General features: G+C 74.4%; 13 protein-coding genes and 1 riboswitch. Of the genes, 4 read left to right on the top strand and 9 right to left on the bottom strand.

All coding sequences use genetic code 11. The annotated features are described in order from the left end of the window. Positions 1 to 33 precede the first annotated feature (33 nt). The 5 genes from EFE23_RS09560 to EFE23_RS09540 form a co-directional block, all read right to left on the bottom strand. Positions 34 to 2,091, bottom strand: coding sequence for an acyl-CoA dehydrogenase family protein (locus EFE23_RS09560; RefSeq protein WP_373683981.1), 2,058 nt, complete (start codon positions 2,089 to 2,091; stop codon positions 34 to 36). A 132-nt stretch (positions 2,092 to 2,223) separates the two neighbouring features. Further along, positions 2,224 to 2,727, bottom strand: a complete 504-nt coding sequence (locus EFE23_RS09555; RefSeq protein ID WP_123240548.1) for a DUF6328 family protein — start codon at positions 2,725 to 2,727, stop codon at positions 2,224 to 2,226. A 90-nt stretch (positions 2,728 to 2,817) separates the two neighbouring features. Beyond that, positions 2,818 to 3,567, bottom strand: a complete 750-nt coding sequence (locus tag EFE23_RS09550; protein ID WP_123240547.1) for a sugar isomerase domain-containing protein — start codon at positions 3,565 to 3,567, stop codon at positions 2,818 to 2,820. Then, positions 3,567 to 4,376 carry an AAC(3) family N-acetyltransferase gene (locus tag EFE23_RS09545; protein ID WP_123240546.1) on the bottom strand — a complete coding sequence of 270 codons (810 nt, stop codon included), beginning with the start codon at positions 4,374 to 4,376 and terminating at the stop codon, positions 3,567 to 3,569. Before EFE23_RS09545 ends, EFE23_RS09550 begins: the two co-directional genes overlap by 1 nt. Then, positions 4,373 to 5,197, bottom strand: a complete 825-nt coding sequence (locus EFE23_RS09540; RefSeq protein ID WP_123240557.1) for an alpha/beta fold hydrolase — start codon at positions 5,195 to 5,197, stop codon at positions 4,373 to 4,375. Before EFE23_RS09540 ends, EFE23_RS09545 begins: the two co-directional genes overlap by 4 nt. 103 nt (positions 5,198 to 5,300) lie before the next feature. Beyond that, positions 5,301 to 5,408, top strand: a riboswitch (TPP riboswitch). Positions 5,409 to 5,480: 72 nt separating this feature from the next. On the opposite strand from EFE23_RS09540, the gene EFE23_RS09535 reads away from it, so the two are divergent. The 3 genes from EFE23_RS09535 (at position 5,481) to EFE23_RS09525 (ending at position 8,373) form a co-directional block, all read left to right on the top strand. Further along, the gene (locus EFE23_RS09535; protein ID WP_123240545.1) at positions 5,481 to 6,059 is read left to right on the top strand and encodes an ECF transporter S component; all 579 of its coding nucleotides are present in this window, start codon (positions 5,481 to 5,483) and stop codon (positions 6,057 to 6,059) included. A gap of 101 nt (positions 6,060 to 6,160) precedes the next feature. Next, positions 6,161 to 7,576: an ABC transporter ATP-binding protein gene (locus EFE23_RS09530; protein ID WP_123240556.1), complete on the top strand. Its 1,416-nt coding sequence runs from the start codon at positions 6,161 to 6,163 to the stop codon at positions 7,574 to 7,576. Further along, positions 7,573 to 8,373: an energy-coupling factor transporter transmembrane component T family protein gene (locus EFE23_RS09525; RefSeq protein ID WP_123240544.1), complete on the top strand. Its 801-nt coding sequence runs from the start codon at positions 7,573 to 7,575 to the stop codon at positions 8,371 to 8,373. Before EFE23_RS09530 ends, EFE23_RS09525 begins: the two co-directional genes overlap by 4 nt. A gap of 267 nt (positions 8,374 to 8,640) precedes the next feature. Here EFE23_RS09525 and EFE23_RS09520 read toward each other — a convergent pair whose 3' ends face one another. Beyond that, positions 8,641 to 8,886, bottom strand: coding sequence for a hypothetical protein (locus EFE23_RS09520; RefSeq protein ID WP_123240543.1), 246 nt, complete (start codon positions 8,884 to 8,886; stop codon positions 8,641 to 8,643). 468 nt (positions 8,887 to 9,354) lie between these two features. On the opposite strand from EFE23_RS09520, the gene gnd reads away from it, so the two are divergent. Then, complete coding sequence (gene gnd, locus EFE23_RS09510; RefSeq protein ID WP_123240542.1) at positions 9,355 to 10,797, top strand: NADP-dependent phosphogluconate dehydrogenase; 1,443 nt, start codon at positions 9,355 to 9,357, stop codon at positions 10,795 to 10,797. Between the two features lie 3 nt (positions 10,798 to 10,800). On the opposite strand, the gene EFE23_RS09505 is transcribed toward gnd, so the two are convergent. From EFE23_RS09505 to EFE23_RS09495, 3 genes are all read right to left on the bottom strand, one after another. Next, entirely contained in the window at positions 10,801 to 11,568 is a 768-nt protein-coding gene (locus EFE23_RS09505; protein ID WP_123240541.1) for a pirin family protein, read from the bottom strand. Then, positions 11,565 to 11,759, bottom strand: a complete 195-nt coding sequence (locus tag EFE23_RS09500; RefSeq protein ID WP_233600933.1) for a thioredoxin reductase — start codon at positions 11,757 to 11,759, stop codon at positions 11,565 to 11,567. Before EFE23_RS09500 ends, EFE23_RS09505 begins: the two co-directional genes overlap by 4 nt. A 165-nt stretch (positions 11,760 to 11,924) precedes the next feature. After that, complete coding sequence (locus EFE23_RS09495) at positions 11,925 to 12,113, bottom strand: hypothetical protein (RefSeq protein ID WP_123240539.1); 189 nt, start codon at positions 12,111 to 12,113, stop codon at positions 11,925 to 11,927. Between the last annotated feature and the right edge of the window lie 28 nt (positions 12,114 to 12,141).

The raw sequence follows: 12,141 nt of genomic DNA, 5'->3' as shown, positions 1-12,141 counted from the left end.
CGGCCCACATCGCGGCCGGTCGGCGGGGGGGGGTCAGCGGGCAGGTGGGATGCGGCGGCGGACGTCCTCGGCGGTGGACGGGCCCGGCTGCCAGCGCGCCACCCAGGGCAGGTCCGCGGGCGGGGTGGCCACGCCCTCCTCGAGCGCGGCGTACCGGCCGGCGAGGATCCGCTTCGCGGCGGCCACGTCGACCGAGTCGGTGTTGGACCACAGCCCGGTGAACAGCTCGTCGATCCGCAGCCGGGCCTGCCGGCAGAACAGGTCGGCCAGCTCGACGTTCTCCGGGTGCTCGGCCCGCTCGGCGGCGGCCCGGACGCAGACCGCGGACATCGCGAACAGCTCCGCGCCGATGTCCACCACCCGGCCGAGGAACGCCTGCTTGCGCTCCATCTTTCCCTGCCAGCGGGACATCGCGTAGAAGGTGGACCGGGCCAGCTTGCGGGAGGTCCGCTCGACGTGCCGCAGGTGCCCGGCGAGCGGGCCGAACTCGTGGTACGCCCCGGGCGCCTGGCCCCGGCCGACCGCGAGGGTGGGCAGCCACCTGGCGTAGAAGACGCCGGCCCGGGCGCCCGCCTTCGCCTTGCGGCCCAGCCCGGCGTCCGGGTCGATGATGTCGCCGGCCACCGAGAGGTGCGCGTCGACCGCCTCCCGGGCGATCAGCAGGTGCATGATCTCGGTGGAGCCCTCGAAGATCCGGTTGATCCGCAGGTCCCGCAGGATCTGCTCGGCCGCGGCCGGCCGCTCGCCCCGGGCGGCCAGGGAGTCGGCCGTCTCGTAGCCCCGGCCACCCCGGATCTGGATCATCTCGTCGGCGATCTTCCAGGCCATCTCGCTGGCGTAGAGCTTCACCAGCGCGGCCTCGATCCGGATGTCGTTGCGGTCGTCGTCGGCGAGCAGGCAGCAGAGGTCGAGCATGCTCTCCATGCCGTACGTGGTGGCCGCGATGAAGGCCAGCTTCTTGGCGACCGCCTCGTGCTCGCCCACCGGCCGTCCCCACTGGACCCGGTCGGCGGCCCACTCGCGGGCCACGTTGAGCGACCACTTGCCGGCGCCCACGCACATCGCGGGCAGCGACAGCCGCCCGGTGTTCAACGTGGTCAGCGCGATCTTCAGGCCCTTGCCCTCGCCGCCGATCACGTTCTCCTTCGGCACGAAGACGTCGTGGAACCGGGTGAGGCTGTTCTCCAGGCCGCGCAGGCCGACGAAGGCGTTGCGCCGCTCGACGGTGATGCCCTCGCTGTCGCCCTCCACCACGAAGGCGGTGATGCCTCCGCGCCGCCCCTCGGCGGCCGGCACCCGGGCCATCACCACCAGCAGGGTGGCGACCGTGCCGTTGGTGGCCCAGAGCTTCACCCCGTTGAGCCGGTAGCCGGTGCCGTCCTCGGTGGGCTCGGCGGTGGTGGCCAGCCGGGCCGGGTCGGAGCCGACATCGGGCTCGGTGAGCAGGAACGCCGAGACCTCCCCGGCGGCCAGCCGGGGCAGGAAGCGCTGCTTCTGCTCGGCGGTGCCGAACATCTTCAGCGGCTGCGGCACACCGATCGACTGGTGCGCGGAGAGCAGCGCGCCGATCGCCGGGTTGACCGAGCCGGCCCGCATCAGCGCCCGGCAGTAGTGCAGGTTGCTCAGCCCGAGGCCGCCGTACTTGCGGTCGATCTTCATGCCGAAGGCGCCCAGCCGGGCCAGCCCGTGGAAGACCTCGTCGGGGATGCGGGCGTCCCGCTCGATCGCCGCACCGTCCACGTCGGAGTCGAGGTAGGCCCCGAACGCGGCGAGGAACTCCTCGGCCCGGGCGACGTCGTCCGGGTCGGAACGCGGCCACGGGTCGATCAGGTCGAGGCGGAACCGGCCGAGGAAGAGTTCCTTGCCGAAGCTGGGCCGGTCCCAGGTCGCCTCGCGGGCCGCCTCGGCGACCTGGCGGGCCTCCTTCTCGGAGACCTGGCCGGCCTCGGTGGGCAGCGGACCCGCCCCGCCCGCCTCGCCGATCGCGGCGGCGCTGCCGGCCGGCGGGCCAGGGTCGTCCTTCGAGGCCACCCGGCCGGTGGGGCCGCCGGCGTCCGTGGGATCGGGTCGGCTGTTCTGTGTCGTGGTCACGGCTGCCTCCTGGGGACCTCGGTCCGGCTGCGTCGACGTGCTCGACGAAAACGACGCTACCCCCGGGTGTTACCCAGGGGTAGCCTCGGATGCACGTCCGATTTGGCGCAGGCCGTGGCAGACCGTGGCAGGTCAGTCGCCGGGCAGCACGTCCGGGTCGTCGTCATCGTCGTCGATGTCGTCCTCGCCCCAGCTGCGGCGGGCGAACGGCAGGAACGCCCAGAAGGTCAGGAACCACAGCGCCGTGGCCCCGCTGAGGATCAGGGCGACCTCCCGGTTCAGCACGTAGTCGGTGACCAGCAGCACCGCGCTGACCATGGAGATCAGCATGAAGGCGAGTCCCCCGGTGGCCATCCGGTGGGCGAACCGGACCAGCTCCGGCTTCCGTCCCTGCCGGAACAGCGCGCGGTGAAAGGCCACCGGCGAGATGATCATCGCGGCCGACGCGGCGGCGGCCAGCAGGCTGACGATGTAGACGTCCTTCTGGAACCCGCTGGTCCGGGTGAAACCGCTGCTGAACGGCAGGGTGAGCAGGAATGCGAAGAGGATCTGCACGCCGGTCTGCGCGACCCGCAACTCCTGCAGCAGATCGGCGAAGTTGCGCTGCCAGCGCTGCTTCTCGGATTCCTTGGACACACACTACCTCCGCAGCAGACGGTGCTGCCGGCGGAGCGAACTCCGCCGGCAGCACCGCCAGTGCCCGGTCGGGGCGGTCGGGAAACCCGCTCAGGCTCCCCGGCGGATCCGGCCGGCGTACCGGGCCTCCAGCTCGGCGTTGTGCTCGTCGCCGCCGGTGATGTTGGCCGACAGGTAGACCGGAGGCCGCTCCCCCGCCGCCAGCAGCCGGGCCACCACCTCCGCCACGATCTGCTGGGCCAGCAGCGCGGCGGTGATCGAGGAGACCGCGCCGACCGCGCCGCCGCCGGGCAGCGGCAGGGTGGCGTCGCCGTACGGGGCACCGTTGTCGAGCACCACGTCGGCGAAGTCGGCCAGCTTGCGCCCGGACGGGTGGCGCGAGGTCATCCGGGCGGAGTGTTCCGCCGAGGTGATCGCGACCAGGGGGTGCCCGCGCTCCTTGACGATGGCGGCGAACTCCACCATCGCGCCGTTCACCCCGGAGTTGGAGGCGAGCACGAAGACGTCCCGCGGGCGGACCGGGGCCAGCTCGAAGAGGCGGTGGGCCACCGCCGGCTCGCGTTCCAGCTTCGGGCCGAGCACGTCGGCCGGCTCGCCGCCGTAGAGGACCAGGTCGCGCAGCGCGATCCGGTTGGTCGGCACCAGCCCGCCGGCCCGGCCGGCGATCTCCATGGCCAGGGCCTCCGAGTGCCCGGTGCCGAACGCGTGCACCACCCCGTCGGCGCGCAGTGACTCGGCGATCAGGTCGGCCGTCCGGCCCACGTTCTCCCGTTGCGCGGCGGCCACCCGGGCGATCGTCTCGGTCACCACCGCCAGGTACGCCTCGGCACTCACCGTCATCACTCCTCCGTCCGTCGGTTGCGGGCCAGCCAGTCCATTGCGAAGTCGACCGCCGCCCGCTGCCTCATCAACCGGCCCGTGCCGTCCCCGACCGACCCGAGCCGCACCACGCCGGTCGCCTCCAGGTCGGCGCCGAGCCGGGCGAAGTCGCTCTCGTCCAGGTCCACGTCGTCCCACCACACCCACTCCCGGCCGCCGTCGGCGGTGAGCACGGCCGCGCCGTGGCGCAGCCGGGGCGGCGCGGGTTGCCGGTACTCGGCCAGGTGCAGCGTGGTGTTGCGGCCGTGGTCGACGCCGAGCAGCAGCACGTCGGCGTCGAGGTCGTAGAGGCGGCCCAGCGGGGAACGCTCGCCGAGCATGTCGGCGAGCGGGTGGGGGGCGACGATCCGCTCGGCGGCCGGCCCGAGCGCGGCGAACGAGACGTGCGGGTGGTCGCTGCGCCGGCTCCCCGGCCAGGTGCGGACCAGCTCCGCGAACGCCCCCATGAACCGGCTCGGGGTGACCGCCGGGTCGAAGCCGGGCAGCTCGGCCCGGATGACCGGCCACCAGTCCGGCGGCACCGGCGGGTTGCTCCAGCCCGCCGGGTCGCTGTTCTCCGGGGTGTGGGTGGGCACCACCACCGTGCCCGCCGGCCCGAGCACGTCGCGCAGGGCGAGCAGCACCGCCTCCGGCCCGCCGCACAGGAACCCGAGCGCGCGCAGGCCGGCGTGCACCAGCACCGTCCCGCCGGGGCGTACGCCGAGGGTGCGGAGCTGGGCGGCGAGCGACGCGCGGGTGTGCGGCCGGGCCGGCGCGGCGGCCGCGGTCATCGGCCGACCCGGGCGAGGATCGCCTCGGCCAGCGGCGCGGGCGCCTCGTCGGGGATCCAGTGCGTGACGCCGGTGAGGGTGCGGAAGCGGTAGTCGCCGGTCACGTGCCGGGCGCAGGCCTCGGCGGCGGTCCGGCCGATCGCGATGTCCTTGTCGCTCCAGACGAACGTGGTGGGCACCGCCACCGGCCCGACCGCCTTCATGTCCGCCCCGGTCATGGCGCGGTACCAGTTCAGGGCGGCGGTCAGCGCGCCGGGCTCGCGCATCGGGTCGGCGTAGCGGGCCACCCGGCGCGGGTCGCCGACCCCGCCGAGCATCCGGCGCAGGGCCGCCGCGCGGAACGCCAGCAGCACCTTCTCCGCCTTGCCGGGCCTGCGGAACAGCGCGATGTAGGAGGAGCGGGCCTTCTGCTGCGGGTCGGTGGCCAGCGCGTGGCCCATCGCCGCCGGGTGCGGCACCGACACCGCGGTCAGCGTGCGTACCCGCTCGGGGTGCGCCGCGGCGAGCCCCCACGCCACGATCGCGCCCCAGTCGTGGCCGACCAGGTGGGCGGCGGTCACCCCGAGCGCGTCCAGCAGCGCGACCGCGTCGGCCACCAGCTCCGGGATCCGGTACGCCTCGACCGCCGCCGGCCGGGCACCCGGCGAGTAGCCGCGCTGGTCGGGTGCGTAGGTGCGCAGGCCGGCGGCGTGCAGCAGGGACACCACCTCGTCGAACTCGCCGCCGTGCTGTGGGAAGCCGTGCAGCAGCAGGACGGGTTCGCCGTCCTCGGGGCCGCCGGTGCGTACCTCGAACGTGAGACCTCGCGCGTCGACCCGCATGATCGGCAGCCTACCCAGCGGGGGCGGCGGGCAGTGGGGCCGGCGGAGCGGGTGCCGGGTGACCAGGGCCGCCACCTGGTGCTAGCGTCTGCCGAGACAACTTCACATCCGACAGGGGAGCGCACAGCGCTGAGAGTGCGGGCCGGTGCCCGCAGACCCTCCGTACCTGATCTGGGTAATGCCAGCGCAGGGAGTTCGGTCGACCTCCAGCCGCGCCGCCGTCCGGTGACTCCGGGCGCGGCGTGCGTCTTCTCCTGGTTCCTCGTCTGGACTGGGAGCAACCATGGACAACAACAACCGGTGGCGCACCATCGACATCGTCATCGCCTCGGTGCTCGGGGTGGCGTTCGGCGTCATCTTCTGGGCCTGGGGCCTGCTGTGGAACGGGCCGGCGGACGCCATCCCGCTGCCCGGCCGGGCCGTCCTGTACGGCGTCTGGCTGGTGCCGGCCGTGCTGGGCGCGCTGGTCGTCCGGAAGCCCGGTGCCGCGTTCTACACGCTCACCTTCGCCGCGCTGGTCTCCGTGGCGCTGGGCACCAGCTGGGGCTGGACGATCGTGGTGCAGGGTCCGCTGGAGGCGGCCGCCGGCGAGCTGGCCTTCGCGCTCTTCGCCTACCGGACCTACCGGCTGCCGGTGGCGCTGCTGGCCGCGACGCTGGCCGGGCTCGCCGCCTCGATCTACGACGTCTTCGTCTGGTACCCGGGCACCGCGTGGGGCAGCTTCCGCCTCCCCTACATCCTGCTCACCGCCGCCAGCTCGCTGGTGGTGGCCGGCCTCGGCAGCGTGGCCCTCACCCGCGCCCTCGCCAACACCGGCGCCCTCGACCGCTTCCCCGCCGCCCGCGACCGCGCCCCAATCTGACCCCCCACCCACCCCATCGTGTCGATCATGAAGTTGGCGGCGATGTGGATCTTCAGAACTGCCGCCAACTTCATGATCACCGGATGGAAGGGGGTGGGGTGGTGAGTGCGGTGGGGGTGCGGGGGTTCGGGTGGCGGCACGCCGGGCGGAAGGCGTGGGCGGTGCGGGGGGTGGACCTGCGCATCGACCGGGGCGAGCGGGTGTTGCTGCTCGGGCCGTCGGGGGCGGGGAAGAGCACGCTGCTGGCGGCACTGGCCGGGCTGCTGCCGGAGGACTCCGGCGAGCAGGAGGGCACCGTCGAGATCGACGGGCTCGACCCGCGCAAGGCCCGGGAACGGGTCGGCGTCGTCTTCCAGGATCCGGAGACCCAGCTGGTGATGGCCCGCGCCGGCGACGACGTCGCGTTCGGGCTGGAGAACCGGGGCGTACCGGCCGAGGAGATCTGGCCCCGGGTGGACGAGGCGCTGCGCCGGGTCGGCTTCCCGTACGGCCGGGACCGGCCGACCGCCGCGCTCTCCGGCGGCGAACAGCAGCGCCTCGCCCTGGCCGGGGCGCTCGCCCTGCGCCCGGGGCTGCTGCTGCTCGACGAGCCGACCGCCAACCTCGACCCGGCCGGCGCCACCCTGGTCCGGCGGGCCGTCGCCGACGCCCTCGACGCCGACACCACGCTGATCCTGGTCGAGCACCGGGTCGCCGAGGCGTTGCCACTGGTCGACCGGGTGGTGGTGCTGGAGCCCGGCGGCGGGGTGCGGGCCGACGGGTCGCCCGAGGCGGTCTTCGCCGCGCACGGCGAGGCCCTCGCCGCCGCCGGCGTCTGGGTGCCCGGCCACACCGTGCCACCCCGGCACGCCACCGCGCCGCCCGGCGAGGCGTTGCTCGCCGCCGACCGGCTCGGCCTGCCGCCCCGGCTGGCCCCCACCGATCTTCAGGTACGCGCCGGCGAGGCGCTCGCCGTGCTCGGCCCGAACGGCGCGGGCAAGTCCACCCTGGCCCTGCTCCTCGGCGGCCTGCTCCGCCCCGGCATCGGCGCGGCCACCGCCACGGCCGCCCTGGCCGGCCGGGACGCCCGTACTCCTCCGCACCGCTGGCGGGCGCCCGCCCTGGCCCGGCGGATCGGCTCGGTCTTCCAGGACCCGGAGCACCAGTTCGTCACCGGTACGGTCCGCGACGAGCTGGCGCTCGGGCCGCGCCGCACCGGACAGGACGAGGCGGCGGTCCGGGCCACCGTGGACGGCCTGCTGGACCGGCTGGGCCTGGCGAGGCTGGCCGGTGCCAACCCGTACACCCTCTCCGGCGGGGAGGCGCGGCGGCTGAGCGTGGCGACCGCCCTGGCCACCGCGCCCCGCCTGATCATCTGCGACGAGCCCACCTTCGGCCAGGACCGGCGGACCTGGCGGGAGCTGGTCGACCTCTTCGCCGAGCTGCGCGACGCCGGCCACGGCGTCGTCACGGTCACCCACGACCCGGACTTCGTGGCGGCGCTGGCGGATCGCACCGTCACCCTGGAGCGGGCATGATCAACGTCGAACCGGTCGCCGTGCCGGGCGCGCCGCTGGCCCGCCGCAACCCGGTGGCGAAGCTGGCCGCCGCGCTGGTCTTCTCGTTCATCCTGATCGCCACGCTGGACCCGGTGGCCCCGGCGATCGCCATCGCGGTCGAACTGGCGGTGCTGCCGCTGTTCGGCGTCCGCTACGGCGTGCTGGCCCGGCGGGCCTGGCCGCTGCTGGCGAGCGCCGGCGGCATCCTGGTCACCCTGGTGCTGTTCGCCGCGGACCGGTCCGGGCCGGTGCTGGTCGAGGCCGGGCCGGTGCTGGTCACCCAGGGGGTCCTGGTCACCGCGCTGGGACTGGTGCTGCGCATGCTCGCGGTGGCGCTGCCCGGAATCATCGTCTTCGCCACCACCGACGCCACCGACCTGGCCGACGCGCTGATCCAGAACGCGAAGGCACCGGCCCGGTTCGCCATCGGCGCGCTCGCGGCGTTCCGGCTGGTGCCGCTGCTGGAACAGGAGTGGCGGATGATCAGCATGGCCCGGCGGGCCCGGGGCGTGGACGCCGGGCGCAACCCGGTGGCCCGGCTGCGGCTCTTCGTCTCCACGGCGTTCGCCCTGCTGGTCGGCGCGATCCGGCGGGGCACCCGGCTCGCGGTGGCGATGGACGCCCGAGGGTTCGACGCGGGCACCCCGCGTACCGTCGCCCGGCGGCAGCGCTTCACCGCCGCGGACGGGCTGCTGATCCTCGGCGCCACGGCGCTGGCCGGCGCGGCGCTGGCGGTCAGCGTCGTGCTCGGCACCTTCCGCCCCCTGATCGGCTGACCCGCACCGCCCGGGGTGGGGCCACGGGCACCGGGCGTACCGGTGCCGGTGTGCCGGGGTCGCCGTGCCGGGCCCTTTCCGGTGGCGGGGTCGTCCCGTCCCCGGAAGCGACATGTCTCTGCGACATGAAGATGTCGCAGAGACATGTCGCTCAACACCGGGGCGCCGCCGCCCCGGACCGGAGCCGAACCACCGGGCGGTCCAGCCCACGGGCGGCACGCCGGGCGACGCCGGATCGACGGCGTACGCCCCCGGGTCCAGCCGCGGTCAGCTGCGCCGGAAGGCGTAGAACCGAGTCCGGCCGGCGCGCTGGCTGCGCCCGGCGAGGCGAGCGTCGGGTCCGGCCGGCGGACCGGCCTTCGGCGGCGCGGGTGGCGTGGCGCCGGCCAGCGCCGGCAGCGCCACGGGGCCGACGACCGGCGCCACGGTCAGCGCCTCGAGATCCGTCGGGGTCACGTCCGCCAGGGACGGCGACGGCTTGCGGGATTTCTTCGGACTGCGCTTGGCGGGCATACCCGAACCTCCTGACTGTCGGCGCGCCGGAGCCGGCGCGGCGAGCGGGCGAGCTCCGGTGGGTCCGACCACGACAGACACCGCGACTGACGGCGGCGGGGAGGATGCGGACGCCCGGAGCGGGACGGATCCACGGCGTACAGCGGTGGACCGGGCTCGACGGAAGGGCGTCAGTTACGCATGCCAGCAGGCTAAGCCGTCGCCCGCCCGCCGCGCACCCGAATTACTGGCACGATCGACGGCATGCTGATCGCGTTCTCGATCACCCCGCTCGGCGTGGGTGAGTCCGTGGGCGACCTGGTCGCCGACGCGATAACCGCGAAGGTGGCCCACGTCGAGGCCCGCCTCGCCGAGGGCTGAGACGGACCGCCACCGCGCCGTCACCCGGCGTCGACGACCCGGCCCGGGCCCGCGCCCGCCGCGATACGGTCGCAGGACGGGCACCGGAGACGAAGGGTGGCGGTACGCATGGCACAGCAGGCGACGGCGCAGATCGGGGTCACCGGTCTGGCGGTGATGGGCCGCAACCTGGCCCGGAACCTGGCCCGCAACGGGTTCACCGTGGCGGTGCACAACCGCTCGCCGCAGCGCACCCGCAGCCTGATCGCGGAGCACGGCGACGAGGGCTCGTTCGTGCCCTCGGAGTCCCTCGCGGACTTCGTCGCCTCGCTGGAACGCCCCCGCGCGGTGATCGTGATGGTGAAGGCGGGCGCCCCCACCGACGCGGTGATCGACGAGCTGGTCCCCCTGCTGGAGGAGGGGGACATCGTGGTCGACTGCGGCAACGCGCACTTCGCCGACACCCGCCGCCGGGAGGAGGCGTTGCGCGGCCACGGGCTGCACTTCGTCGGCACCGGTGTCTCCGGCGGCGAGGAGGGCGCGCTGCGCGGCCCGAGCATCATGCCGGGCGGCTCCGTCGAGTCCTACCGGAAGCTCGGCCCGATCTTCGAGAAGATCGCCGCCCAGGTCGACGGCGTCCCGTGCTGCCGGCACATCGGTCCGGACGGCGCCGGGCACTTCGTGAAGATGGTCCACAACGGCATCGAGTACGCCGACATGCAGCTCATCGCCGAGGCGTACGACCTGCTGCGGGCCGGCCTGTCGGCGAGCCCCGCGGAGATCGCGGAGATCTTCCGGGAGTGGAACGGCGGCGAGCTGGAGTCCTTCCTCATCGAGATCACCGCCGACGTGCTCGGGCACACCGACGCGGCCACCGGCCGGCCCTTCGTCGACATCGTGCTCGACCAGGCCGAGCAGAAGGGCACCGGCCGCTGGACCGTGCAGAGCGCCCTGGACCTGGGCATCCCGATCACCGGCATCGCCGAGGCCACCTTCGCCCGGTCCCTGTCCGGGCACGCCGACCAGCGCGCCGCCGCCCGCCGGGCCTTTCCCGACGCGGGCGAGAAGTGGCAGGTGGACGACCGGGAGACCTTCGTCGAGGACGTCCGGCGCGCGCTGCTGGCCAGCAAGATCGTCGCGTACGCGCAGGGTTTCGACCACATCCGCGCCGGCAGCCGGGAGTACGACTGGGACATCGACCTGGGCGGCACCGCCACCATCTGGCGGGGCGGCTGCATCATCCGGGCCCGCTTCCTGGACCGGATCAGGGAGGCGTACGACGCCGAGCCGGAGCTGGCCACGCTGCTGGTGGCCCCGTGGTTCGCCGACCGGGTCAACGCCGGGGTGCCGGGCTGGCGGCGGGTGGTGGCCGACGCGGCCCGGGCGGGCGTGCCGACCCCGGCCTTCTCGTCGTCGCTGGCCTACTTCGACGCGCTCCGCGCCGAGCGGCTGCCGGCCGCGCTGATCCAGGGCCTGCGGGACGATTTCGGGGCACACACCTACCACCGGGTGGACCGGGACGGCTCGTTCCACACCCGCTGGGCGGGCGACCGCTCCGAAGTGGAGGCCTGACCCTCAGGCGAGGGTGGCGTGCATCTCCCAGACCAGGATCTCGGCCGGCTCGGCGGCGGCTACCCGGTGGCCACCACCCATGGTGATCCGGGCGGCGTCGCCCTCGCCGAGGTGTCCGGAGCCCTCCAGGTTCACCGCCCCGGCGGGCACGTAGAGGTGCAGGAAGGGCGCGTCGGGAAGGATCACCTCGTCGCCCGGGGCGAGCCGGGCGGCGTGCAGGGTGGCGGAGCGGTTGCGGATCCGGATGGCCGAGGCTCCGTCGTAGCGGTCCATGCCGGAGGCGACCGGCACCAGGCCACCCCGGAGCAGCTCGTCGCCGATCTCCAACTGCTCGTAACCGGGGTCGATCCCCTCCTCGTCGGGGAGCACCCACATCTGGACGAAGTGGACCGGGTCGCGGTGCGGAGCGGTGCCCTCCAGCCGCCAGGAGTCGTTCTTTTCCGAGTGCAGGATGCCGGTGCCGGCGCTCATCCGCTGGGCCAGCCCCGGGTAGATGACGCCGGAGTGGCCGGTGGAGTCCTGGTGCACCAGCGAGCCGCGCAGCACCCAGGTCACGATCTCCATGTCCTGATGCGGGTGGGTCTCGAAGCCGGTGCCCGGGTGGACCACGTCGTCGTTGTTCACCAGCAGCAGACCGTGGTGCGTGTTGGCGGGGTCGTAGTGCCGCGAGAACGAGAACGAGTGCTTCGAGTCGAGCCAGGACAGCCGGGTGAGGAACCGATCGGCGGCCCGGCGGACGTCGACGCTCGGGGCCGGCGCGAGCGCCGTCACCAGGCACGCTGCCCGGTCTCGGTGGGGGCCCAGGTCAGCGCCGGCTCGCCGGTCGCCAGTTCGGCGATCTCCCCGGACCGGACGGCGGGCGAGTGGCCGAGCTCGGCGCAGTGCTGCTCCGCGATCTCCGCGCAGATCTCGGCGACCTGTTCGCAGATCGGGCTGCCCAGGTCGGCGGCGTTCAGCGCCATGATCATTTTGTACCGGAGCTCCCGCATCTCCACCCCCGTGGCGGACGCGTCCCGGCGGCGCGCCCTGGGCCGATCGTACGCGCGGGCGCCCCGCCGCCGGCCGGGAAAGCCGGATGCGGGGCGCCCAACGAACGCCCGCCGCGACGCCGCGGCGGGCCGCCGACGTCAGAAGAACCGACGGCGACGCTTGGCCTTCTGCGGCCGGAGCATGTCCGCGCCCTTGGCGAGCAGTCGACTGACCCCGGTCGGGCCGCGCCGAGCCTCCAGGGAGTGGCTGAGTCGGCGCGCCCCGGCCGCCGCCACCGGCACGGCGACCGCCATGACCGCCCACTGCGCGATCCGCTTCTGAATCATGTGGTTCACCTCCGCGTTGGCTGCTGTC

Origin of the sequence: Micromonospora solifontis (assembly GCF_003725545.1) — a bacterium.
GTDB classification, from domain to species: domain Bacteria; phylum Actinomycetota; class Actinomycetes; order Mycobacteriales; family Micromonosporaceae; genus Micromonospora; species Micromonospora solifontis.
The sequence above is the reverse complement of the archived record's forward strand: the minus strand, read 5'-3'. Positions and strand labels throughout refer to the sequence as shown.